The sequence below is a fragment of the Arcticibacter sp. genome (genome assembly GCF_045629565.1).
Classification (GTDB): domain Bacteria; phylum Bacteroidota; class Bacteroidia; order Sphingobacteriales; family Sphingobacteriaceae; genus Arcticibacter.
Genome location: NZ_JAZQRL010000046.1, coordinates 26960 through 50453 on the forward strand (window position 1 = coordinate 26960; position 23494 = coordinate 50453).

Consider the following 23494-nt stretch of genomic DNA (forward strand, 5'->3'; position numbering starts at 1 on the left):
TCCCAATAATGGAAGATAAAAACTTAAACATTTCCGCTTCTGCGGCTGGTCAGGCTGGCATTCTGGCTAAAATAGTAGAACATAAACGTCTGGAAGTAATACAGGCAAAACAAAATATACCTGTTTCCGGCCTCGAAAGAAGCGAATATTTCGGCAGGACATGCTACTCACTTCGCGATTTTATGCTTGCTGAAGACCGCACCGGGATAATTGCTGAGTTCAAGCGTGCTTCGCCCTCCAAAGGTGTTATAAACGATCAGGCAGAAGTATCTGTAGTAACCAGGCAATATGCTGATGCAGGTGCTTCGGCCCTGTCAGTACTTACTGATCAGCAGTTCTTTGGAGGAAAAATCCGGGATTTGGTTGAAGCAAGAGAAACAAATCAGATACCTATACTGAGAAAAGATTTCATTATTGATGAGTATCAGATTGTAGAAGCAAAAGCTATAGGTGCAGACATCATCCTGTTAATTGCTTCGATCCTCACTCCGCAGGAAGTTGCGGGCTTTGCCAAGTTTGCCAAAACCCTAGGCTTAAATGTTTTGTTAGAGGTACATAACCGCGAGGAGCTAGAGAAAAACATATTTGATGACATAGACGCTATTGGCGTAAATAACCGAAACCTGGATACTTTCGAAGTTTCAGTTCAGCATTCTCATGATTTGGTGAATCTGATTCCTGATAACTTTCTAAAGATCTCTGAAAGCGGGATCAGTGATCCGAAGACGATTAAGGAGTTGAGAGCTGCCGGCTTCAACGGTTTCCTGATCGGCGAGAATTTTATGAAAAATAGTGATCCCGGTTCGGCAATACAAAATTTTGTACAAGAACTAAGAAATTAAAAAATGCCCAGACAAGAATATTTTGATACAGCGATAAAACCTGAACGCGCCGTTTTAGTAGGAGTGATAACTCCCGACGAAAAGGAAGCGCAGGTACGCGAATATTTGGAGGAACTGGAGTTCCTCGTGGATACAGCAGGCGGGATAACGGAAAAAATATTTACGCAAAAGATGACCCATACAGACCGATCCACATTTGTTGGAAAGGGCAAACTGGAAGAAATTCAGGCGTATGTGAAATCCGAAGAGATTGATATCGTGGTGTTTGATGATGAACTTTCCCCGTCACAAATCAGAAACATCGAAAATGAGCTACAGGTGAAAATCCTGGACAGAAGCAATCTGATACTAGACATTTTTGCAAGCAGGGCACAAACCGCTCAGGCAAAAACCCAGGTTGAACTGGCACAGCTTCAGTATCTGCTGCCCAGACTGACACGTATGTGGACGCACTTGGAAAGACAAAAGGGAGGAATCGGGATGCGTGGTCCGGGAGAAAGCCAGATTGAGAGTGACCGCCGGATGATCCAGACCAAGATTTCCCTTTTGAAAGAGAAGCTTAAGCAGATCGACAAGCAGAATGAAACGCAACGGAAGAATCGGGGACAGCTCATTCGTGTTGCATTAGTAGGCTACACGAACGTTGGTAAGTCGACCATCATGAACATGATATCTAAATCTGATGTGTTTGCAGAAAACAAGCTTTTCGCAACGCTTGATACCACGGTTCGAAAAGTGGTAATAGATAATCTTCCGTTCCTGATGTCAGATACAGTTGGTTTTATTCGCAAACTCCCCCATCATCTGGTAGAGTGTTTTAAATCGACTTTAGATGAGGTAAGAGAGGCAGACATTCTGATACATGTAGTTGATGTTTCCCATCCTAATTTTGAAGACCAGATAAACACAGTGAATGAAACGCTGAAAGATCTTGGAGCTGCTGACAAGGAAACCATTACGGTATTTAATAAAATTGATGCATGGAAGCCTGACTCCGGAGAGGAGGCACCCATATTAACGATAGAGGAATTCAAAAACAGTTGGATGGGGAAACACAATAGCCCAGCAGTTTTTATTTCTGCATTAAACAAGGAGAACGTGGAAGAGTTTAAGCAACTGGTATATGATAAAGCAAAAGCTATTCATACCGCACGATATCCTTACGACAATTTACTATACTAGAGCCTCTTTAAGGGGGCTCTATAGTCTTAACTCTTATCATTATCTTTGAACCGGCCTGAAAGGGAATTCCTTAAGGCCTCTTACTAACAAAACAAGATGGAAAGCAAACGGCAGCAAAAATTCGCAGGAGTTATTCAGAAAGATTTAGCGGAGATATTTCAGAGGGAAGGCATGAACTTTCTGCCTAATATGCTGGTTACGATTACTAAGGTTCGTATGACCCCTGACCTGGCGATCGCCCGTGTCTTTCTGAGCTTTTTTAACAGTCAGGATTCAAGCCTGGCGTTAAATACTATCAAAGCGCACGCGAGTGAAATCCGGTACAAACTGGGAGCAAGGATAAAGAACCAGGCCCGGATCATCCCTCATCTAGAATTCTTTGTGGACGATACGAGCGAGTACGTTGAGCGCATGGACGAGATCTTTGACAAGATCAGTAAAGAACCGCGTCAACCTGATTCAGAAGAGTAACTCACACTCAATAAATTGACTTGCATTTCGTTATAACATAATGAAAGTGAGTATTGTCCTGGGATTTTTCCTTCTTCTTTTTCTGACATCGTTTATGCCAGGAGAAGATCCTTCTTTTAAGGGGGGCAGCCAGGGATTGCGAAACTTCATAAATGAGAATCTGATATACCCGCATTATTCAAGACAAAATTGTATCCAGGGAACCATAGAAGTAAGCTTCCGTCTTGGCTCGGCAGGCGTTGTAAAAGAGGCGAGAGTTTCAAGAGGCTTTGGAATTGACCTTGATGATGAAGCACTAAGACTGATAAAACTGACTTCCCGTAACTGGCGTATTCCTGTAGAATACGACACAACAAGCACTATTACCATCCCTATTAACTTCTCCCTGAGGAACCTTAACTGCTGGAAATCAGAAGCTGAAGTTAAAGCGGCGATAGATGCCTATAAGGCTCAACAGTTTCTCTCGGATGCAGTAGTTACCTATTATGAAAATAAAGATAAAGGTGGCTACGATGAAGCTGCTGAGCAGAAGATTGCGCAGCTTAAAGAACAGCTTGGCTACAACGATGAATATATCGGGCGGATTATAGATCAGGCGAAGGAAAAGATAGAAAAGGGCGACAAAGAAGGCGCCTGTCTGGATCTCCAATTTGTAAAAAAGATAGGGAGCGACCGCGCAAACAAGCTAATCAACGAAAACTGTCAGGGCGTTAATTAGAGCCGGACCCCTTACCTTCTCTCCAGCACGCTAAGTTTCATTTTAGGAGCGATTATTAGCTTTTAAACCTATTAGTTGTACTACCACTCATCCAGTCCTCGCTATTTATAATAATTTTGCCGCGATGATTTTTAAGCTTGATGAAAAAGACACCTCTTTCCCGACGCCGACGCTGGCCGACGATGACGGCCTTCTGGCAGTGGGTGGAGACCTCAGTCCCGGGCGGTTAATTAATGCATATAGCCAGGGCATCTTCCCATGGTATTCAGACGAAACACCGATAATGTGGTTCTCGCCTCATGAGCGTTTCGTTCTTTTTCCTCACAAGATTAAGATCTCGAAAAGCATGAGGCAAGTCATACGCTCGGGAAAATTCAGCATCACAAAGAATAAAGCATTCGAGGATGTAATCAGGGAGTGTTCTGACAAAACCCGCAAAGAGCAGGACGGAACCTGGATTACCCAGGACATGCAGGATGCATATATTCGTTTGCATAACCTGGGGATAGCTCACTCTGTCGAAGTGTGGAGCGAGGGAAAACTGGCAGGTGGACTGTATGGCGTATCAGTGGGGCGGGTATTTTGTGGTGAAAGCATGTTTAGCCACGTCAGCAATGCGTCTAAGCTCGCTTTGATCTGGCTATGTCAAACCCATGAATACCAGCTTATCGATTGTCAGATCGAAAGCGAACATTTAACACGGTTAGGGGCGGAAGTGATAAGCAGGGAAGAGTACTTGAAGTTCCTGGCTACTTAATGGAGTATATCCCTGATGTCGTCAGAACTCAAAGACTTAACAAAGCTTTCTTCTGTGGTGATAAGGGACTCTGCAACAATCCGCTTTCTGCTCTGCAGAGCTAGTATTTTCTCTTCTATGCTGTCCTTCGTTATGAACTTGTAGATAAAAACATTTTTTTTCTGCCCTATACGGTGTGTACGATCCACAGCCTGTTGCTCAACAGCAGGGTTCCACCATGGATCAAGCATGAACACATAATCTGCTTCAGTAAGATTTAAACCCACTCCGCCGGCTTTGAGCGAAATCAGGAAAAGCTTGATCTGATCATTGCGCTGAAACTCTTCCACCACTTCGCCCCGGTTCTTTGTCGCACCGTCCAAATATGAATAACTGATACCTTCTTTGTCGAGATACCGCCGATAGATTTCGAGCTGTTTAACAAATTGAGAAAACACCAGAACTTTGTGACCTTCAGCCAGCACATTTTGTAGCGTATGAATGACATTTTCGAATTTCCCGGATTCGCCTTCAAATCCCTCGTCGACCAATAGCGGATGGTTGGCAATCTGGCGAAGCTTGGTAAGGCCCTGTAATACCTGAATCTGCGTCTTTGCCAAGGTTCCCTCCTCCAGAGCCTCTAACAGCGCATTTCTATATTCAGACTTTACATTCTCATAATATTCAGCCTGCTCCTCACTCATCCGGCAATAAAACAGCTGTTCCGTCTTCTCAGGAAGCTCCCCGGCAACCTGATTCTTTGTCCGCCTTAACACGAAAGGTTTAATCAATGCCTGAAGCTTTCTTGATTTCTCCTCATCCTTTTTTTTCTCTATGGGATTAACGTAATCGTTCAGAAAGAATGTTTGATTACCCAGCAAACCCGGATTGATGAATGACATCTGCGTCCAAAGGTCGTTTACCGTATTTTCTACAGGAGTTCCGCTTAATATCAGTTTGTTCTTCGCTTTTAGCTGCCTGACCGACTTATATGCCTTTGACGACGGGTTTTTTATATTCTGACTCTCGTCCAATATGATATAATCAAAATAAAGCTGGACAAGCAGATCAATATCTACACGTGTAACACCATACGTAGTCAGCACGACATCATATTCCAGGAACTTTTCAACCTCCTTGCTTCTTGCCGTTCCGGTATGAACGAGTATCCTGAGATCAGGTGCAAACTTACCAGCCTCATTTTGCCAGTTATAAATGAGGGAGGTGGGCATGATGATTAAAGAAGTTGACATTGCTCCTTTCGAGAGATTTTCTTCTTTGATCTTTTGCAGCAAGGCGAGTGTCTGCACTGTCTTTCCAAGTCCCATGTCGTCTGCCAGACAACCTCCGAAATTATATTTCCTAAGGAAATGAAACCAGTTATAGCCAGCCTTTTGATAGGGCCGTAACACACCCTTAAAGTTTAAAGGGACGTCAGTCTCTTCTATCTCCTCAAAAGAGCTTAACAACTGAAGCTTCCGGCCCATTGACAGTGTCGCAAGTTCGCTGTTAGCAAAATCGGCTATCAATCCAATATGGTGCTTTCTTAATCGTAAATGGCTGCCCGACTTGTCAGAAAACATCATCAGGTCTCCATATTGCGTAAACCACTCCTCCGGGATGATAGCAATCTCCCCCGAAGGCAGCGTGTATTCGCGTATCTTGTTTAGAATATGATGTCGTAAATCAATAAACGGTATCTGATAGGGGCCAAAATGCACTACGGCCTGTAAATCAAACCAATCATTATTCTCTTTAAAGCCAAGTTCAACCTTGCTCGAGCCGAACAGGAAACGTTTAGTCCCTTCGTGCTGTTCAATGACTATACCCATCGCTATGAGCTCATCATGATGAACGTTAAGCCACTCCAGCACTCCCAGTGCAGTGTCAGAAGCCTCTGAAGTGGAAGCGACTTCAAACTGCGTAAAAATGTCGGCAGTCTTTTTCAAGCCGAGTTGAATAAGCTCGTCCTGCTTATTTTTTTCCCAGGTTTGTGACCTTCTTATGCGATGGAAGGTGTAGTTATCGCCATCGGCTTCCATTTTAACTGAAACCTTTCTGGATCCTCCTGCAGGAAAAATGTAATTACCATACCGGAACATCAATTGCAGACGCGAAGTACCTTCCGGAACGTAATCCACTCTAAGTACTGGGACAGCATCATACCTTTCTGTATTTATCAGGAAACCATCAGCAAACACGTTATGCCTTTCGATAAGCGGGGTAACGAACTTTTCAAAATATGTTCTTTCTGATGTTTTCGGGATAGAGATATATCTTTTGTTTAAAAACGGTTGGAGCTTCTTTCCTTCCATATGATCCTGGAAATGGTAAAGAACACCTTCCAGCAACAGCCATGCAGGGTCATTGCAAACAATCTGCGCGTCTTTGAACATGAATTCAATTCTCACTCCCTGAAACTTTATAGTAGGAAAATAGCGCGTTTCAGTTTCCGAACGTCTGAAATGGAATAAAACAGATGCAGGCTCTTCAGCAATAGCGAGGGCCTTATCTACAGGCCAACCTTCCCTGCTCATAAGATAAACCTCTCTGCTGCGTAACAACGCAAATGCCTCCACTAAACGCTTCTCAATTTTGGGACGCAGCAGGTTAAAGATCTTTTCGTCGAATACCCGTGCAAAAAACTCCACCGGGCGGATCACCTTCTTATAATAGCGCTTAATCACATAGCCCTGCTCCATCTCATCAAGCAGCTTAATGAGCTTAAAATCCAGCTCATCAAGACCCATCGAAAACTCTTCAACCGTATTACTGAACAAGCGCTGATGCGTGAGGGAGAACCCACCGTCAGAATTCAGCTGAACTGCATGGGGCTCAATCAGCCACCCAAGAAACTCATGCTTACATAGGGAATATACAACTTTAAATGGCTTCGAACTATCAACACGCAACATGAAAGGCAGACTAATGAAAATAAGCCGAACTTAAAAAACTTTAAACTTATGCAGAAAAATAGCTAAATCAAAATTTGATGCTTAACTTCGTGGCATCTTAAGGGGTGCTTGTTAAACAGGCTGAGATTACACCCATCGAAGAGAATAGTATAAAAGCATACTTTCCCTCTTCGTGAACTTGATCCGGATAATGCCGGCGTAGGAATAATAAATAAGATTGTGCGTATAGCCCCGTTACGCATTCATTTAATTAAACACATTTTGAAAAAAATTTACTTAGTTGCCCTTATGGCACTCATCCTGCCTTCTTTGGCATGGGCTCAATTTTCGATCAGGGGAAAAGTAACCGACAAGGCGACACAACGCGCCCTCGCAGGTGCAAGTATTACTGTCGGTGACCGCATTGGCAGAAGCAACACCTCAGGAGAGTTCGCAGTTCAAGACCTCCCGGCCGGAACTTATCGTATATCATTTCGGTTCATTGGCTTCGAGGAGATGTCAACCACTATTAATATCTCCGGAGACAGGGTTTACAATGCTGCATTATCTCCCATGAATATCCTCACCGACGAGGTCATCGTGCGCTCTACAAGAGCTACAGAGAGCTCGGCTACAACCTATCGGAATCTCAATAAAGAAGAACTCGGTAAATACAACCAGGGACAGGATCTCCCTTATCTTCTAAATCAGACGCCTTCTGTTGTTGTTTCCTCAGATGCCGGAACCGGTGTTGGATACACAGGGCTACGAATCCGGGGTAGCGACGCAACCCGGATAAATGTTACATTAAACGGAATTCCCTTAAACAACCCGGAAAGTCAGGGATCCTTCTTCGTCAATATACCCGACTTTGCTTCATCCGTTGATAATATCCAGATACAAAGGGGGGTAGGGACCTCCACCAACGGAGCTGGAGCGTTTGGCGGAAGTTTGAATATCCAAACTACAACACGCCGCGATTCTGCCTACGCCGAGCTCAATAACACCTTCGGATCATATAATACCTGGAAGAACACTGTAAACATTGGGACTGGCTTACTGAACGGCAAGTTCACCTTTGACGGACGGCTGTCCAGAATCAAGTCTGACGGCTACATTGACAGGGGGGCCTCCGATCTTAAATCCTATTTCCTGTCTGGTGCTTACTATGGCAAGAAGGATATACTGAGAGTAAATGTATTTTCAGGACAGGAGGAGACCTACCAGGCGTGGAACGGTGTACCTGAGGCAAAACTCAGAGGTTCCGCTGAAGATCTTAACAACTACTACCAGAACAACAAGGGGGTGTATTTTTTCACACCTGCAGATTCATCTAATCTCTTCGGATCAAACAAGCGAACCTACAACTCCTTCCTATACAAAGATCAAACCGATAATTACAAGCAAGATCATTACCAGGCTTTCTATACTCATACCTTCAGCAGCAAACTATCCCTTAATACTGGCCTGCACTACACCTATGGAAGCGGCTATTTTGAAGAGTACAAGAATGCCGCGAAATTTGGAAGCTATGGACTTCCGAACATCATTACAGGTACCGATACCCTAAAAAGAACCGACCTGGTAAGACGCCGCTGGCTGGATAACCATTTTTATGGTTTGACTTACTCTTTAAATTATACTCCTTCGAGCGACCTGAATCTTACACTCGGAGGTGCTTATAATGAGTATGACGGTGATCATTTCGGTGAGATCATCTGGGCCAGAAACAGCTCTACCGCAGAGCCTGGTGATCGTTACTACCAGGGTAACGGCTTCAAAACAGACTTTAACATCTATGGAAAGGCCGAATACCAGATTGACGATTTCCTCTTATACGGTGATCTACAGTATCGTCGCACGGGCTATAAGATAGACGGAACCGACAAGAACTTAAATAACCTGGACATAAATGACCAGCTAAACTTTTTCAATCCTAAGGCAGGAATTACCTATAAGCTCAACAACGCCAGTAATGTCTACGCATCTTTTGCGGTTGCTAATAAAGAACCGAACCGCGACGACTATATCAATATGCCGGGCGGACGTCCCTTAAGAGAAAATCTTAAAGACATTGAGGCAGGGTACAGGTTTAACAGCTCATCTTTCCGGACGGGAATAAATGGATACTGGATGATCTATAAAGACCAGCTTGTGCTAACAGGCAAAGTAAATGATGATGGAGAAGCACTTCGTCAAAATGTGCCTGATAGTTACAGACTTGGTTTAGAAGCGGACGCACAATGGCTGATCAGCAGAAATCTGACCTGGGGACTGACAGCTAACCTCAGCCGTAACAAAATTGACAGCTTCACAGAGTTCGTCGATAATTGGGATTCCGGGGATCAGACAAGCTTTACACACAACAATACGGACATCTCCTTTTCACCCTCATTCGTTGGCTCCAGTGAATTAGCTTATCGTCCGCTTAAAAACGCAGAGGTCGCCTTACTTAGTAAGTATGTAAGCAAACAGTATATGGATAACACATCTAACGACAACCGTTCATTAGACGCGTTTTTTGTTAACGACATTCGATTACGCTATAATACATCCGCAGGAAGAATCAAAAACCTGGGAATTTCACTTCTGGTAAACAACGTATTCAGTGAACTCTATGAATCCAACGGATTTACGTACAGCTACATCGTTGGAAATGAACTTTCCACCAGCAATGCCTATTTCCCACAAGCAACGAGAAACTTCCTGCTATCGGCTAGTTTGAAATTCTAAGGGCGTATTCTTTTTGGCAAGCTCTGGTGTCATCTGGTGCCGGAGCTTGTTTTATTATAATCAATCGCATTTTGATTTTCAATTGCGATATTTGAGTACATACATTTTAAAAAAATGAATCTACGATACGTACTACAGGCAGCACTTCTACTGCTTGCCCTTAATGCATCCGCACAAAAAAAATCCACATCTTCACAATCAACACCCAGACCGAAACTTGTGGTGGGCATAGTGATAGATCAAATGCGATGGGACTATCTCTACCGCTATCAGGACCGCTATACAGAGGGTGGTTTTAAGCGCCTGCTGAACGAGGGCTTTACTGCTGAAAACACCAATATCGATTATGTACCTACTGTAACCGCCATAGGGCATTCAACAATTTATACCGGATCTGTCCCATCTATCCATGGTATCGCCGGAAATGACTTCATCATCCAGTCGACCGGAAAGTCAATGTACTGCACAGAAGATACCGCTTCAAAGACCGTTGGGAGCCCTTCTACTGCCGGGGAGATGTCGCCAAGGAACCTGCTGAGCAGCACCATCACTGATGAACTGAAACTGGCTACTAACTTCCGTTCCAAAGTAATAGGGATTGCAATCAAGGACCGTGGGGGAATTTTGCCAGCCGGACATAGTGCGGATGCAGCCTATTGGTTTGACGATGAAACCGGAAACTGGATTACCAGTACCTACTACATGAATGAGTTACCTCAGTGGGTCAATACCTTCAATAACCTGAAGTTGCCAAAGAAATATCTAGACCAAAACTGGAAAACCTTGTTCCCGCTCGACACTTACTTGCAGAGTGAAAAAGACGACAGCCGTTTCGAAGCTAAGTTCAGTGGAACAACAGCACCTGTCTTTCCACATGAAACATCCGGTATGTATGGCAAAGACTTTAGCATCCTGAGAACAACACCTCAAGGCAATACCATCACTCTGGATATGGCCAGGGCAGCAATCGAGAATGAAAAAATGGGTCAAAGAGATATAACCGACTTCCTTGCGGTGAGCCTTTCATCAACAGACTACATCGGGCATAGGTTCGGACCGAATTCTATAGAGGCAGAAGATACATACCTCCGCCTGGACCGTGATCTATCTGCTTTTTTCAGCTATCTGGACAGCAAGGTAGGCAAAGGAGCATATACCGTTTTCATCTCTGCGGATCACGGAGCAGCGCATAACCCTAATTTCCTGACATCGCATAACATTCCCTCGGGCCTCTTTCCTACGAGCACAGTTACGAAGGAATTAAACGCTTACCTGGCTCAGGAATTTAAACAGGAGAAATTGGTTTTAAGCCTTATGAATTATCAGGTAAGCCTTAATAATTCCCTCATTGAAAAGAATAAACTTGATGAAGAAGCGATCAGAAAAGCCTGCATCAAGCACCTTCAAAAGAGGGCGGATATTGCCTATGTCGTCGACATGGAAGCTGCCAGCCAGGCGAGCATTCCTCAGGGGTTGAAAGAAAAAATCATAAACGGATACAATAGAGAAAGAAGTGGAGCCGTCCAGATCATATTAAAGCCCGGATACTACAGTGGCAGCAGCACAGGAACGACACATGGAACATGGAACCCTTACGATACGCATATCCCATTCGTATTGATGGGCTGGGGAGTTAAACATGGCAGCACAAGCAGACCAACCGGGATGACCGACATTGCACCAACTATATCAGCACTTTTACGAATTCAGGCACCCAATGGGAACATAGGAAAGCCTGTCACAGAAGCGCTGCTCAACGAAGTACACTAGAATCTATGCAAAAGTATATTTCCAGGTTTCACTACCTTACTCAAGATCTTCCACATAGGTCCCATCTGGAACAGGCAATCACGGCCTGTGAGTCGGGTGCCAATTGGATCCAGTATCGTTGTTTTTCAAAGACTGAGGAGCAGCACCTGGATGAAATAAATCGCATCGCTGAAGTATGTGATGATTGGGGCACTACCCTGATCATCACAGATCACACCTCGTTACTTTCCAAAGCCGATATCCAGGGAGTACATATCGAAGACATGTCTGCAGATTATACCTCCATTAGGAACGAAATCGGTCCTGATAAGACATTAGGAGCTTCAGCAAACACCCTTGATGATATTAAACGCATAGCAGCAAGCGGAGTGGTGGATTACATCGGCTGCGGACCCTTTGCTGTCACACTCACGAAGCCAAACGACTACCCAACCCTCGGGGTGGAAGGATATAAAACGATAAAGGCAGAAATGGACAACCTGCAAATCAAAATACCAGTTCTTGCAGTAGGTGGCATTACGGCAGCCGATATCGAAGCACTGATCGATACCGGCGTTTACGGAGTGGCCGTTTCTGCCGCTATCAATAAGTCAGAAGCCCCGACATCCGCATTCAAGGAGATATACAGAAAACTCTATTGATATGTCGTCTCATCATATTGTAAGAGAAAAGCAGGAGCCGGCATTATTGATTGTTGACTTAGAAGGCTTCCATCCTGAAAACCTCGGACAGCTGTTGGAATGGAGTCCTACCGTTATTGTTGAGGAAAACGCTTACGACATTGCTGACTCGCTTGGAATAAAGGTGGATTTCATCGTTGGTACACCCAACGACCATTCACTCCAGCCGAGAACCCGTGTTATCCCGTCAGAAGAACATGCAATCAAGAATGCCCTTGATTATCTGATCCAGGAAAAATACCCGGCTGTCAACATAATAACCAGTAAGCCCGTTATCAGCGACTATCTTCCCTATTGCGAGCATGTCAATATCGTTATCCTCACCGTCAAACAGAGAATCTTCATGGTTCGCTCCGGATTCAGTAAGTGGAAAGCTGCAGCCGAAGATATCGAGATCCTTTCTGATGCAACAAACCTCATTCATACAGGTTTGAATCAAAGCTCATCGCATGCATTTACCACGCAATCAGATGGCTTTTATTCGCTTCGTTTTCAAGAGCCTTTTATCTTTGTAGCCGAAAATCTCTGACGATTATGAGCTTGACAATAAGGCCGGCATTACCAGAAGACCTACCGGCAGTACATCAATTGGCCGAAGAAATTTGGTGGCCTACCTACAGCGGTATACTTAAAAGCGAACAGATAAGATTCATGCTCGACAACATGTACTCAATAGAGGCACTAAAAGAGCAGCAGGCTATCGGCACCGAATTTCTCCTCGTTGAAAGGGATACTAAAAAAGTTGCCTTTGCGGGCTACTCCTGCAAAGAAGAAACTGATAAGCTAAGTATTCACAAATTGTATGTACATCCTTCAGAACAAGGCAAGGGCACAGGCAAATTTATTATTCATCACATCGAACAAATAGCGAGGAATCTTGGAACACGTGTCTTAGAGTTGAATGTTAACCGATACAACAAAGCGTTACACTTCTATAAGAAAGTAGGATTCGATATTTTCAAAAAAGAAGATATACCTTATTATCAATACTGGATGAATGATTTTATTCTTCAAAAACATCTGAGTTAGCCTCACGCAGTATCATTCGCTTCCGCTTTTCCGTCTCCGCATCAATCCGTGTATCCTGAACAGCATCCGTAACGGTCATTTCGAAATCTCTGTTTTTAAAAGACCCATGAATAGCCGCTTCTTCCGTGTTTTGAAGAGCAATATCGTAGGGGCCTTTATCGCTCATTAGCTTCACAAAAACCGGAAGACACTCAAATAATATGAATAATAAGCCGATGAATGCAACTGCCAGATAGGTCCCCAGGTCTCTGCTTCCATCGGCTTTAAAGCTTAACTGACCCAAAGCCCAGTTCCTGTCCGCAAAACCCGCAACATTAGCAAGACTATCAAGCTGTTTGTTGCTAAAAAGCCGTTGACTCGTTAGCCCGTCCTGATCCCTTCTCTCGCGCACGAACCCCTCCATCGCAGAAATCTCACCTCTGACTGCGTCTAAGCGAGCAACCTTTTGGTTCAGAACCTCCTCTTTTTGCTTGGCATAAGTACCGTATCCAACTTTTCCCGATGTCTGATTCGTTTTATCACCAAATATCTCCTGATTCAATTGATAACGTGATCGGGTGATATCCGCCTGAAGAGAATCCCGTTCAGCAGTAAGGTCCTTCAATTTACCCAGCTCCGTCCCGTATTTATTTTGAAAGGTGCTGTTCAACGTGTCAATCTTTGAACGTTGGCCGTTCAGATAGGAGAGTTTAAGCTTCTCACGAATCTCCTTATTAAATATCTTGAGTTCCAGAGGCCTGGAAATCACAATACCGATCATTATGGCAAGCAGAATCCGCGGAGTCGCCTGAAGAATCTGTTTATTGACAGATGCATTCTTACTGATGCTCGAAACGATATACCTATCCATATTAAAGATTGCGAGACCCCAGATCAGCCCAAACAGAATAGCAAAGAAAATAGCAAAATCATCACCGGAAAAGACAAAATACATCGCATACCCACCGGAGAGAGTAGCGAAAAGAGCGGTAAAAAAAATCGTTGCACCAATACCAACGTATTTGTTGTGCTCCGTAGGAAAGTTCTTCAGCGTATCTGCATGAACCCCAGAGCAGAACCAAAAAAATCTACTGACACTATCCATCCCTTATTTTTACCCTTTTAGAACATCGGCACCCCGTAGTTGTTACAGAAAAATGTAAAAAAATCCTTCCAAAAGCTTTGATACCCGCATTACCCGGAAGCTTCAATCTTAATTCCTATCTTTGATTCAATAAACGTTTTGTCATGAAAGAAATAACAGTTGAAGAACTAAAAAAAATGATAGATAACGCTGAAGACTTTCAGCTGATCGACGTTCGCGAACCTTTTGAATACGAAGTATCTCATTTAAATGGCGAAAACATCCCTTTGTCAGGTATCATCATTGAATCAGATAAGATTGCTACAGACAAGCCTGTCATCGTACAGTGCAGAAGCGGAAAGCGTAGTGCCGCTGCCATCATGCAGCTTGAGCAACAGCTTGGCTATGAGAACCTCTACAATCTGGAAGGTGGCATCCTTGCCTGGAAAGAGAAGATAGATCCGTCAATTCAAGTTTATTAATCACCATACATCACACATGTGCCACAGATGCACCTGTGCGTTAATCGCTTCAAGTCCTCATGGGAAAAAAAATCCTCCTGAATATCCTTTATAATATTGCGCTTATGGTTATGGTCCTCTGTCTATTCTGGAGCATAAAGCATGAGCAATACGCTGTAACTCTTGGGTCTACAGTCATAATCGCTTTTGTCATTTTCTTAAAAATTCAGCTAAGGAAAGAAGTTAAAGCGCTCTTTAAAGAGAAAAAGAAATAACTAGGGTTTCAGCTTTTGCGCTGGCACCCTTTCTTTTGCCTTAAACTCCTTGTACGATTTCCTTATATAAACCACAAGATCGTATTCATTCCACGAGCGTAGCTGTTCTACGCCAGGGAGATACGCTGCTTTGAAGTCCTGAAGCTCCTCCTGCTTTATTTCAGGAACTGCATTCTTTATCGACAAATCGTTAAATCTCCTGGCTACCTCCTGATACTCCAACTCCTGATTCGCAAACTCATTGAATCTCCTGGCCCTTTTGCCGGTTTTACCAAACCGATCTCCAAGTGCCGAAAGCGGACTGAATATATAAGCAAGTACCGGCGGTTTTCCTCCGAAGTAAGATCCCTTACTTTTGTAGGCGTCCCTGATTTCATTCAAATCAGATTCCAAAGACTTGCCTGTCACCACCACCTCTTCCAATCTGGTTATCTCCTGCAAGTACACAATCTCATCCTTAAAGTCTGATACAATTAGCGGATATGACATATAGCCCATGGCAGACACTTCCAATGTATCTCCCCGTGAAGCAAGGATGCTGAAAATCCCCATTTCATTTGTAGCTACAGAAAACTGACTCCTTTTATTTTTAATATATGCGCCGCTGATGCGGAGATTAGTACCACGCTTCAGCACAGCACCCTGCTGGGTCTTGATAGTCTGCGTAAAAGCCTGTCCACCCAAAAATAGTGTGGCCAATGCCATAACAACAGCTAAAATGCGATAGTTTCCCATAAAGTATTACAAAAATAGGTTAATATTCCGGTCCCACGTCCTTAAATCCCCTCATATAACGGCGCGATACTTAGAATAGTTCTATGAGATTAGTATCTTTGTTGATGATTAAGTCAATGACCGGCTATGGTATAGCCTCTAATGATTTTGCTAATACCAAATATACTGTCGAGATCAAATCACTTAACAGTAAATTTCTTGAGTTAGCACTGAAGCTTCCCAAAGCATTTTCAGATAAGGAACTCATCCTTCGTAATGACTGCTCCAAGCAGATCGAACGCGGAAAAGTAAACATTACGGTGACTGTAGAATACGCTTCCAACGAGAAGAAGGCGGCTACTATCGATCAGGAACTACTCACTCTTTATTATAACCAGCTTAAGCAGGCCGCGAATACGCTGAATGATAACGCAAACAACCTTCTGCAACTTGCCCTTACCTTTCCCGAGGTAATTAAGTATGAAGAAGATCTGATTTCGGAGCAAGAATGGATACAACTTCAGCAAACATTTGCCGAGGCCATGAACAACTTCCAGACATTCAGAAAAGACGAAGGTCGCGTGCTGCTGCAGGACCTGGAGCTAAGGATAAAAAACATTCTCAATGCCCTGAAGCTGGTAGAAGAGCAAGACCCTAAGCGCATCCCGGCCATCAGAGAAAGGATCTCACAACTGCTGGAAGAATTTGTAGGAAAGGAAAATACCGATTCCAACAGGTTTGAACAGGAGCTGATCTTTTACATAGATAAACTGGACATCACCGAAGAAAAGATACGTCTAAGAAGCCATTGCGACTACTTTATTGAAGCATTGAAATCAAACGATGCCAACGGTAAGAAGCTTGGATTTATTTCGCAGGAGATAGGGCGTGAAATCAACACAATGGGATCTAAAGCAAATGATGCACAAATCCAGCAGATCGTCGTTGGAATGAAAGAAGAGCTCGAAAAGGCTAAAGAACAACTCTTGAATGTTCTTTAATTTTAATATATAACATCAATAAACAATGTCCGAAGGCAAACTTGTCATCTTCTCAGCTCCCTCAGGTGCTGGAAAAACAACTATAGTACACCATCTCCTAAAGCGCTTTCCGCAGCTGGAGTTCTCCATCTCCGCAACTACACGCGAATCCAGAGGAAAAGAAACGCACGAAAAAGATTACTACTTCATCAGTAAGGAAGAATTCCTGCACAGGGTCGCAAAACATGAATTTGCCGAATTTGAAGAAGTATATTCAGGAACTTTCTACGGAACGCTTAATTCAGAGATTGAACGCATCTGGAACCAGGGGAAGTGTGTGGTGTTTGACATTGATGTTGAAGGTGGCCTCAGGCTTAAAAAGAAATTCGGCGATAAAGCACTAGCCATATTTGTGCAGCCGCCATCATTGGAAGTACTTATTGAACGACTTACCGGCAGAGGCACAGACAGCGACGACAAGCTTAAAGAGCGTTTTGCCAAGGCAGGTAAGGAGTTAACCTACGCATCACGCTTTGACGTAATCCTTCCCAATTACGATCTTGAGACAGCCTGTGCAGACGCAGAAAAATTAATCAGTGACTTCTTAGCAAAGTAAACTATGAACATCGGTCTGTTCTTCGGTTCCTTCAACCCTGTACACGTCGGTCATCTCATTATTGCTAACCACATGGCCAACTACACCGATCTGGATAAGGTATGGCTAATGGTTTCTCCGCACAATCCATTAAAGGATAAAAATACGCTCATCAACATGTATGACCGACTGGAAATGACCCGTCTGGCAGTCGAAGATTCATTAAACATCACCGTCAGCGATGCTGAGTTCAAGCTACCTCAGCCATCATACACAATAGACACGCTAACACATCTAAAGGAGAGGTACCCCGAACATAACTTCTCCCTGATCATGGGCGCAGACAATCTTACCTCGCTGAAGAAATGGAAGAATTACGAAATCCTGTTAAGAGACTATAAAATCGTAGTCTACCCTCGCTCCGGTCACAATGACGCGGAACTGATGCATCATCCCTCGGTGACGATCACCAACACCCCCATGATGGAACTCTCTTCAACCTTTATCAGACGTGCAATAAAGGCCGGCAAGAGCGTCAGATACATGGTACCCGAGCCTGTAATACGTTTTATAGAATCAAAGAACCTCTACGGCTAAGCTTTACGCCATCCAATTACCTGCTTCAGATACCCATCGATCAACTCCGCGTCCACAATGTCGTTAATGTATCCAATATGAAGATCCGGCCTAATCACAACCGCTCTCTTTGCTTTGTCGCTGTTGAGCTCAAAAGCTTCAAAGATGGCCTTGTTCCTGTCTGAGGGCGGCATATAGAAGAAGTTCAGCGCAAAAGGATAAGTAGATTTGATCCATTTAGCCAGCCCGGAAACCGTCATAGGGCTCAGCTCCCCAAGAACAAGCAAGGTAAAACCTCCCTTTGAACACCATTGATGAAGATCAGTGTCTACTTTCAGCTTTTCATCATACACTCGCATAAAAGGTAAACGATCGCCTGCTTTTATAGCGATGGAAGCAGAATGATGAACAGATAATGAACTTTTCCGGTAACTGATGCCTATTTGGGAAATTCGTTTAAACAGCTCGCCTTTGAAATCCCTCATGCCTGCCATACGCTGCAGCAGAATTGGCACCACCCATTTTCTGATCCGCTTAATCAGAAAATTGTCGGTAACAATCACAGAAAACAGCCGGTCAGTTGTCTTTAGCAGACCACGGGCTACAGGCATTCGTTCCAGCGAATACGAATCGAGGATCCCTTTGTCATATTCGTTATTAACTACACCGGCAAGCTTCCAGGCAAGGTTGTAAGCGTCTTGGAATCCAGTATTCATACCCTGCCCTCCCACAGGAGAATGGACATGGGCAGCATCGCCTATTAAAAAGACTCTTCTCGACCTAAACCGATCCGCCATCCGGTGGTGCAAGCTGTAAACGGAAAACCAGTTGCATGACTCCACTTGCAGAGGAACGCCTAAAGTAAAAGTGATGTAAGGCTTCAGGTCATCAAAGCGGAGATCAGTTCGATATTTTAAGGCTGCCGGAACGATTCCTATACAGCGTACGAGGTTATTGCTTATCGGAAAGAGCGCGTTGAATCCTTCGTTCTTCGAAATAATCCGGATCTGCGTGTCAGGATAAGGCATCGTGAGGTTCAGATCAGCCAGGTAGAACCGATGAATGTAAGATCCACCCGAAAAGTTAATTTTAAGTGCCTTTCTAACTGCGCTGGAAGCTCCATCTGCGCCGATCAGCCAGTCACAACCCACCCTCTTACTCAGCTTACCTTGCCTCACCTCCAGCACTACCCCCTCATCAGACTGCTCCACACGAACCAGGCTACTGTCCCAATACACCGGACAAGCATGTGCCGTCAGGTATTCCAGTAAGTTTTTTTCTGTCTTACTCTGCTCGAGCGTCAGAACAAATGGAAACGGGGTTTTATCAGAACCATCAATGATCAGTCTGGCAGGCTGCTCATCATTTAAAAAGTAAAAATCAAATCCTGAAACCCGCGTACCCTCTTTAAGAAACTGATCAGACAGACCAAGCTGCCGCAATATCTCCAACGACCTGGCATGCACCGCCAAAGCCCTGGATTGCTTCGTCAGCTCCTTCTTCGAATCAATAATAACCGGTTGGATGCCCTGCCGTAACAATAGAGCAGCCATCATCAGCCCCGAAGGTCCGGCCCCAACAATTACTACACTGGCATGATCCGGTAAGTTTATCATTTCATCAATAAGAATATGGCTGGTATTTTATGGAAGTCAACCTTCTGCTTACGCCATTGTTCTATCGGAAGTGAAATAATCCGCTCATCCTGTCCCGTAAGGTTTACCGCTACACATAAGCGTGTCTTATCAGAACACGTTCTCACAATCTCCTCAATGATCTGATTATTACGAAAAGGCGTTTCTATAAAAATCTGAGTCTGACGGTACTTCTCAGAATTATTCTCCAACTCCTTAATTCTTTTAGTCCGCTGAGACTTATCTATCGGTAGATAACCATGAAAGCTAAAATTCTGACCGCTAAAGCCGGAAGCCATCAACGCCAGCAGAATCGAACTAGGCCCCACAAAAGGCACAACCCGAATACCCCTCCTGTGCGCTTCTGCAACAATGTCAGAGCCTGGATCAGCAACAGCCGGGCACCCTGCCTCACTCATCAAACCTACATCTTCCCCCTTTTCAAGCTCTTTGAAAAATATGCTGAAGTCGTGCTTCTCTGCATGTTTGCCATAAGGATAGAGCTTCAACTCACTCTGCGGTGTTTTAAGCCCCATTTCTTTCAACCACCGCCTGGCGGTTTTCTCATTTTCCACGATGTAGGTTTTCAGCGCGTTAATTAAAGTAGATTGCGTGGCAGGAATCGTCTGCGCAACAGAATTTTCAGACAGAGGTACCGGAAGTAAATAGAGCGTTCCTTTAGACATGCTGCAAATTTGAGCAAATTAATTGTAACCAGCTACCTATCCGAAGCTTTCCATCAACATAGTCATCTCCTCCACCATAGCAGGGCGGCGATGACACACGATTTTCAACTCCTTTGCAATTTGGAGTATCGCTTCTTCGCGTTCAGGAATATCTTTTGATGAACTCTACATCTGCTTAACGAGAACCTTGTGCTGTTTATCGTCTTTCTATTCTCGGCAACTCCAATGAGGTTGCAAATGGTTTATTCTATAACCAATAAAAAAAGAGGCATACCAGACCTTTTGACTGGATTTGCCTCTTTTGCAATTTTAGTAGCCCCGGCGGGAATCGAACCCACATCTAGAGTTTAGGAAACGCCTATTCTATCCGTTGAACTACAGGGCCATAAATTGAAGTCCGAAAATAGGGTTTTCAATTTGAATATCCCTAACCCGAACCTCAAAATTTATCTGATCGTACTGCCATTAGCGGTACTTTCAAATGGAGCGACAAAATTAAGCTTTCCATCTGAATTTTCAGACATTAAAATCATTCCCTGAGACATGATTCCCTTAATCTCCCTTGGCTCCAGGTTCACAAGAATACTAACCTGCTTACCTATTATAGCTTCCGGCTGAAAATACTCAGCAATTCCGGAAACAACCGTGCGCGTATCTATCCCTGTATCTATAGTCAGTTTCAGCAACTTCTTAGTTTTAGCCACTTTCTCCGCAGTCAGAATCGTTCCTACCCGGATATCCATTGCAGAAAACTGCTCATAAGTAACATTCTCCTTAGCAGGAGAAACAGTCGCCACTTCAACAGCCGTCGCGTCAGCCACAGATTGTGCCTTGTCCGCCAGCTTCTGCAGCTGCGCTTCAATCACATCATCCTCCACTTTCTCAAAAAGCAATTCAGGCTTACCCAACTGATGTCCGGCCTCGAAGCCGATCTTTTCATCATAAGAAAATAAATCCTGACGAAGACCTAGCATCGTGAAGATCTTACCAGATGCCGCAGGGAGGAACGGCTGAGCCAATACACCGAAATGCGCAATGATCAACAAACAGTCTTCGAGAACAACCCTTGTAGCTTCCGGATCAGTCTTAAAGGTCTTCCAAGGCTCCTTTTCAGTGAGGTATCTGTTCCCCAGACGAGCCACTTCCATCAAAGAAGCCAGCGCCTGTCTGAATTTATATGTCTCAATATGCTCTTCAACCTCATCATACTGCTTGCCGATCAGGTCATGCAATTCAGGATCATTAAAAGTCGAAATACCGCTAACCTTGCCCTCATAGTACTTATGCATCAGGATCATTACCCTGTTCACAAAGTTCCCCGCAATCGCCACCAGCTCATTATTGATACGAGCCTGGTAATCCTTCCAGGTAAACTCACTATCAGACGTCTCAGGTAAGATAGACGTCAGCACATATCTCAACTCATCCTGCTTACCAGGGAACTCATCAAGGTACTCGTGAAGCCAAACAGCATGATTCCTTGAAGTAGAAAGCTTATCGCCTTCCAGGTTCAGGAATTCGTTAGCAGGAACATTCTGAGGCAAAATATAGTCACCATGCGCATGCAGGATAGAAGGGAAGGTGATACAGTGGAATACAATATTATCCTTACCGATGAAGTGGATCAAACAGGAGTTATCCTCCTTATTCTCCTGGTTCTTCCAGTATTTCTGCCAATCCTTCCCGGCCTTTTCAGCCCAGGCTTTCGTAGCCGAGATATAACCTATAGGGGCGTCCAGCCATACATACAGCTTCTTACCCTTCGCTTCCGCCAGAGGAACATCAATTCCCCAGTCCAGGTCTCTCGTCATGGAACGCGGCTGCAAGCCAGCCTTCAACCATGAGCTGCACTGCCCGTAAACATTCGTCTTCCACTTATTCTTCTTGCCTTCCAGCAACCACTCTTCCAACCAGGGCTGATACTTATCCAGGGGAAGGTACCAATGCTTGGTAGTACGTAGAACAGGAGCCTTACCGCTAAGGGTCGACTTAGGATTAACCAAATCAGTAGGATTCAACGAAGTTCCGCACTTCTCGCATTGGTCGCCGTAAGCACCATCGCTACCACAGTTCGGACATGTTCCGGTGATGTATCTATCTGCGAGAAACTGATCAAAATCAGCGTCATAATATTGTTCCGACTCCTTTTCAATGAATTCACCCTTTTCGTAAAGGTTCAAAAAGAACTCCTGAGACAGGTCATGATGAACAGGCGAAGAGGTACGGTGATAGATATCAAACGAAATCCCGAACTCTTCAAAGCTGCCCTTAATTTGAGCGTGGTATTTATCAATAATCTCCTGAGGAGAAATGCCTTCCTTCTTAGCACGAATGGTAATGGCAGCACCATGCTCGTCCGATCCGCATATATAAACTACATCCTTTTTCTTCAGACGTAGGTGCCTCACAAATATATCAGCGGGAATGTATGCACCCGCCAGGTGTCCTATATGTAAAGGTCCGTTTGCATAGGGCAAAGCAGATGTGATCGTATATCGCTTAAAGGAATCTAATTCAGACATTAATTATCGTGTATTTTGCAAAGATACTCATAGATGTTGAAATTTCTGAAGATTACAGAATATCAGGACCATTTCCGATATATCCCGTAAATTAGGCTTTTCTACTTACATGATCACTCCTCCATACCTGAAAAAGGGCGATAAAATCGCAATCACCTGTCCGGCTAAAAGCTTGCCTGGCGAGATAACAAGCGCTGTCAGATTACTGGAGTCCTGGGGACTGGAAGTTATTCTTGGCGATACCGTCACCGCAAGCCACCATCAGTTTGCCGGGAATGACGAGCTTAGAACTAAAGACTTTCAGCGCTTCCTGGACGACCGGTCAGTGAAAGCCATCATAGCTGCACGGGGGGGGTATGGAACGATACGAATTATTGATAGGCTAGATTTCACCAGCTTCCTACACGAACCTAAATGGATTGTCGGCTTTAGCGACATTACCGTGTTGCACAGCCATATCCACGCGACGTGCAATGTACAAACCATCCACGGCCAGATGCCTCTTAATGTCCCGGATGGAACTAAGCCTTCTTTAGAGTCTCTAAGGCGAGCCTTGTTTGGCGAACCACTCCATTACCAATACAAACCATCAACACCAGGCCGCAACGGCTCAGCAACCGGCAAACTCATTGGTGGTAATCTTACGCTGCTGGTGATGATGAGCGGTTCTATATCAGAAATGAGCTTCCGTGATAAAATTCTGTTCATCGAAGATGTAGGGGAATATCTCTATTCCATAGACCGCATGCTGTGGCAGCTGAAGCGAGCCGGCAAGCTGTCTGAATTAAAAGGCCTTATCATCGGTGGCTTTACCGATATGAAAGACAATGCCGTTCCTTTTGGAGAAAGCGTACAAGAGATGGTTATGAACCATGTAAAGGAATACGACTACCCAGTAGCATTTGATTTCCCGGCAGGTCACATTCCCGATAA

At 44.3% G+C, this 23494-nt stretch carries 22 protein-coding genes, 1 tRNA gene and 1 riboswitch; of the genes, 16 read left to right on the top strand and 7 right to left on the bottom strand.

From position 1 onward, the window contains the following. Positions 1-8: 8 nt before the first annotated feature. From trpC to aat, 5 genes are all read left to right on the top strand, one after another. Positions 9-842 carry an indole-3-glycerol phosphate synthase TrpC gene (gene trpC / locus ACKI5J_RS06215; RefSeq protein ID WP_407427609.1) on the top strand — a complete coding sequence of 278 codons (834 nt, stop codon included), beginning with the start codon at positions 9-11 and terminating at the stop codon, positions 840-842. Positions 843-845: 3 nt separating this feature from the next. Then, positions 846-2024: a GTPase HflX gene (hflX, locus tag ACKI5J_RS06220; RefSeq protein WP_407427611.1), complete on the top strand. Its 1179-nt coding sequence runs from the start codon at positions 846-848 to the stop codon at positions 2022-2024. A gap of 96 nt (positions 2025-2120) precedes the next feature. After that, positions 2121-2495 carry a 30S ribosome-binding factor RbfA gene (gene rbfA / locus ACKI5J_RS06225; RefSeq protein WP_407427613.1) on the top strand — a complete coding sequence of 125 codons (375 nt, stop codon included), beginning with the start codon at positions 2121-2123 and terminating at the stop codon, positions 2493-2495. 40 nt (positions 2496-2535) lie between these two features. Beyond that, on the top strand, positions 2536-3213 hold the full coding sequence (locus ACKI5J_RS06230) for an energy transducer TonB (RefSeq protein WP_407427615.1): 678 nt from the start codon (positions 2536-2538) through the stop codon (positions 3211-3213). 124 nt (positions 3214-3337) lie between these two features. After that, the gene (gene aat / locus ACKI5J_RS06235; RefSeq protein ID WP_407427617.1) at positions 3338-3970 is read left to right on the top strand and encodes a leucyl/phenylalanyl-tRNA--protein transferase; all 633 of its coding nucleotides are present in this window, start codon (positions 3338-3340) and stop codon (positions 3968-3970) included. Here aat and ACKI5J_RS06240 read toward each other — a convergent pair. Then, the gene (locus ACKI5J_RS06240) at positions 3967-6864 is read right to left on the bottom strand and encodes a DEAD/DEAH box helicase (protein WP_407427619.1); all 2898 of its coding nucleotides are present in this window, start codon (positions 6862-6864) and stop codon (positions 3967-3969) included. The two genes, aat and ACKI5J_RS06240, sit on opposite strands and share 4 nt — an antisense overlap. 90 nt (positions 6865-6954) lie before the next feature. Beyond that, positions 6955-7086, top strand: a riboswitch (TPP riboswitch). A 39-nt stretch (positions 7087-7125) separates the two neighbouring features. Between ACKI5J_RS06240 and ACKI5J_RS06245 the strand changes: the two genes are divergently transcribed. The 5 genes from ACKI5J_RS06245 (at position 7126) to ACKI5J_RS06265 (ending at position 13055) form a co-directional block, all read left to right on the top strand. Then, positions 7126-9576, top strand: coding sequence for a TonB-dependent receptor (locus ACKI5J_RS06245; protein ID WP_407427621.1), 2451 nt, complete (start codon positions 7126-7128; stop codon positions 9574-9576). A gap of 114 nt (positions 9577-9690) precedes the next feature. Beyond that, positions 9691-11346: an alkaline phosphatase PafA gene (gene pafA, locus ACKI5J_RS06250; protein ID WP_407427623.1), complete on the top strand. Its 1656-nt coding sequence runs from the start codon at positions 9691-9693 to the stop codon at positions 11344-11346. A gap of 5 nt (positions 11347-11351) precedes the next feature. Further along, on the top strand, positions 11352-11987 hold the full coding sequence (locus tag ACKI5J_RS06255) for a thiamine phosphate synthase (protein ID WP_407427625.1): 636 nt from the start codon (positions 11352-11354) through the stop codon (positions 11985-11987). A gap of 1 nt (position 11988) precedes the next feature. After that, positions 11989-12555: a thiamine pyrophosphokinase gene (locus ACKI5J_RS06260; RefSeq protein WP_407427627.1), complete on the top strand. Its 567-nt coding sequence runs from the start codon at positions 11989-11991 to the stop codon at positions 12553-12555. Positions 12556-12560: 5 nt separating this feature from the next. Further along, complete coding sequence (locus ACKI5J_RS06265) at positions 12561-13055, top strand: GNAT family N-acetyltransferase (protein ID WP_407427629.1); 495 nt, start codon at positions 12561-12563, stop codon at positions 13053-13055. On the opposite strand, the gene ACKI5J_RS06270 is transcribed toward ACKI5J_RS06265, so the two are convergent. Further along, positions 13030-14139 carry a DUF4407 domain-containing protein gene (locus tag ACKI5J_RS06270; protein ID WP_407427631.1) on the bottom strand — a complete coding sequence of 370 codons (1110 nt, stop codon included), beginning with the start codon at positions 14137-14139 and terminating at the stop codon, positions 13030-13032. The genes ACKI5J_RS06265 and ACKI5J_RS06270 overlap by 26 nt on opposite strands. Positions 14140-14282: 143 nt before the next feature. On the opposite strand from ACKI5J_RS06270, the gene ACKI5J_RS06275 reads away from it, so the two are divergent. Together ACKI5J_RS06275 and ACKI5J_RS06280 are read left to right on the top strand one after the other, a co-directional pair. Next, positions 14283-14600, top strand: coding sequence for a rhodanese-like domain-containing protein (locus tag ACKI5J_RS06275; protein WP_407427633.1), 318 nt, complete (start codon positions 14283-14285; stop codon positions 14598-14600). Between the two features lie 59 nt (positions 14601-14659). Continuing rightward, on the top strand, positions 14660-14854 hold the full coding sequence (locus tag ACKI5J_RS06280; protein ID WP_407427635.1) for a DUF6358 family protein: 195 nt from the start codon (positions 14660-14662) through the stop codon (positions 14852-14854). On the opposite strand, the gene ACKI5J_RS06285 is transcribed toward ACKI5J_RS06280, so the two are convergent. Next, entirely contained in the window at positions 14855-15589 is a 735-nt protein-coding gene (locus ACKI5J_RS06285; protein ID WP_407427637.1) for a hypothetical protein, read from the bottom strand. It lies immediately after the preceding gene. A gap of 116 nt (positions 15590-15705) precedes the next feature. On the opposite strand from ACKI5J_RS06285, the gene ACKI5J_RS06290 reads away from it, so the two are divergent. The 3 genes from ACKI5J_RS06290 to nadD are packed head-to-tail and all read left to right on the top strand — an operon-like array spanning position 15706 to position 17740. Beyond that, positions 15706-16569 (top strand): YicC/YloC family endoribonuclease, encoded by an 864-nt coding sequence (locus tag ACKI5J_RS06290; protein ID WP_407427651.1) that lies wholly within the window; start codon positions 15706-15708, stop codon positions 16567-16569. A gap of 25 nt (positions 16570-16594) precedes the next feature. Beyond that, positions 16595-17164, top strand: a complete 570-nt coding sequence (gene gmk, locus ACKI5J_RS06295; RefSeq protein ID WP_407427639.1) for a guanylate kinase — start codon at positions 16595-16597, stop codon at positions 17162-17164. Positions 17165-17167: 3 nt separating this feature from the next. Further along, entirely contained in the window at positions 17168-17740 is a 573-nt protein-coding gene (gene nadD / locus ACKI5J_RS06300) for a nicotinate (nicotinamide) nucleotide adenylyltransferase (RefSeq protein ID WP_407427641.1), read from the top strand. Here the strand turns inward: nadD and ACKI5J_RS06305 are convergent. The 4 genes from ACKI5J_RS06305 to metG form a co-directional block, all read right to left on the bottom strand. Further along, positions 17737-19335 (bottom strand): FAD-dependent monooxygenase, encoded by a 1599-nt coding sequence (locus ACKI5J_RS06305; RefSeq protein ID WP_407427643.1) that lies wholly within the window; start codon positions 19333-19335, stop codon positions 17737-17739. The genes nadD and ACKI5J_RS06305 overlap by 4 nt on opposite strands. Beyond that, positions 19332-20039, bottom strand: coding sequence for an SAM-dependent methyltransferase (locus tag ACKI5J_RS06310; protein WP_407427645.1), 708 nt, complete (start codon positions 20037-20039; stop codon positions 19332-19334). Before ACKI5J_RS06310 ends, ACKI5J_RS06305 begins: the two co-directional genes overlap by 4 nt. 313 nt (positions 20040-20352) lie before the next feature. Next, positions 20353-20424 (bottom strand) — tRNA-Arg (locus ACKI5J_RS06315). A gap of 61 nt (positions 20425-20485) precedes the next feature. Further along, the gene (metG, locus tag ACKI5J_RS06320; RefSeq protein WP_407427647.1) at positions 20486-22561 is read right to left on the bottom strand and encodes a methionine--tRNA ligase; all 2076 of its coding nucleotides are present in this window, start codon (positions 22559-22561) and stop codon (positions 20486-20488) included. A gap of 109 nt (positions 22562-22670) precedes the next feature. Between metG and ACKI5J_RS06325 the strand changes: the two genes are divergently transcribed. Continuing rightward, the coding region (locus tag ACKI5J_RS06325) for an LD-carboxypeptidase (RefSeq protein WP_407427649.1) at positions 22671-23494 on the top strand (824 nt) is incomplete at its 3' end.

What these genes read in the sequence shown, in the direction of transcription:
- ACKI5J_RS06270 (WP_407427631.1), bottom strand. Translation starts at nt 14,139, where the DNA reads ATGGATAGTGTCAGTAGATTTTTTTGGTTCTGCTCTGGGGTTCATGCA.
- hflX (WP_407427611.1), top strand. Translation starts at nt 846, where the DNA reads ATGCCCAGACAAGAATATTTTGATACAGCGATAAAACCTGAACGCGCC.
- ACKI5J_RS06285 (WP_407427637.1), bottom strand. Translation starts at nt 15,589, where the DNA reads ATGGGAAACTATCGCATTTTAGCTGTTGTTATGGCATTGGCCACACTA.
- gmk (WP_407427639.1), top strand. Translation starts at nt 16,595, where the DNA reads ATGTCCGAAGGCAAACTTGTCATCTTCTCAGCTCCCTCAGGTGCTGGA.
- rbfA (WP_407427613.1), top strand. Translation starts at nt 2,121, where the DNA reads ATGGAAAGCAAACGGCAGCAAAAATTCGCAGGAGTTATTCAGAAAGAT.
- ACKI5J_RS06310 (WP_407427645.1), bottom strand. Translation starts at nt 20,039, where the DNA reads ATGTCTAAAGGAACGCTCTATTTACTTCCGGTACCTCTGTCTGAAAAT.
- nadD (WP_407427641.1), top strand. Translation starts at nt 17,168, where the DNA reads ATGAACATCGGTCTGTTCTTCGGTTCCTTCAACCCTGTACACGTCGGT.
- trpC (WP_407427609.1), top strand. Translation starts at nt 9, where the DNA reads ATGGAAGATAAAAACTTAAACATTTCCGCTTCTGCGGCTGGTCAGGCT.
- ACKI5J_RS06280 (WP_407427635.1), top strand. Translation starts at nt 14,660, where the DNA reads ATGGGAAAAAAAATCCTCCTGAATATCCTTTATAATATTGCGCTTATG.
- aat (WP_407427617.1), top strand. Translation starts at nt 3,338, where the DNA reads ATGATTTTTAAGCTTGATGAAAAAGACACCTCTTTCCCGACGCCGACG.
- ACKI5J_RS06305 (WP_407427643.1), bottom strand. Translation starts at nt 19,335, where the DNA reads ATGATAAACTTACCGGATCATGCCAGTGTAGTAATTGTTGGGGCCGGA.
- ACKI5J_RS06275 (WP_407427633.1), top strand. Translation starts at nt 14,283, where the DNA reads ATGAAAGAAATAACAGTTGAAGAACTAAAAAAAATGATAGATAACGCT.
- ACKI5J_RS06255 (WP_407427625.1), top strand. Translation starts at nt 11,352, where the DNA reads ATGCAAAAGTATATTTCCAGGTTTCACTACCTTACTCAAGATCTTCCA.
- metG (WP_407427647.1), bottom strand. Translation starts at nt 22,561, where the DNA reads ATGTCTGAATTAGATTCCTTTAAGCGATATACGATCACATCTGCTTTG.
- ACKI5J_RS06260 (WP_407427627.1), top strand. Translation starts at nt 11,989, where the DNA reads ATGTCGTCTCATCATATTGTAAGAGAAAAGCAGGAGCCGGCATTATTG.
- ACKI5J_RS06240 (WP_407427619.1), bottom strand. Translation starts at nt 6,864, where the DNA reads ATGTTGCGTGTTGATAGTTCGAAGCCATTTAAAGTTGTATATTCCCTA.
- ACKI5J_RS06290 (WP_407427651.1), top strand. Translation starts at nt 15,706, where the DNA reads ATGACCGGCTATGGTATAGCCTCTAATGATTTTGCTAATACCAAATAT.
- ACKI5J_RS06265 (WP_407427629.1), top strand. Translation starts at nt 12,561, where the DNA reads ATGAGCTTGACAATAAGGCCGGCATTACCAGAAGACCTACCGGCAGTA.
- pafA (WP_407427623.1), top strand. Translation starts at nt 9,691, where the DNA reads ATGAATCTACGATACGTACTACAGGCAGCACTTCTACTGCTTGCCCTT.
- ACKI5J_RS06230 (WP_407427615.1), top strand. Translation starts at nt 2,536, where the DNA reads ATGAAAGTGAGTATTGTCCTGGGATTTTTCCTTCTTCTTTTTCTGACA.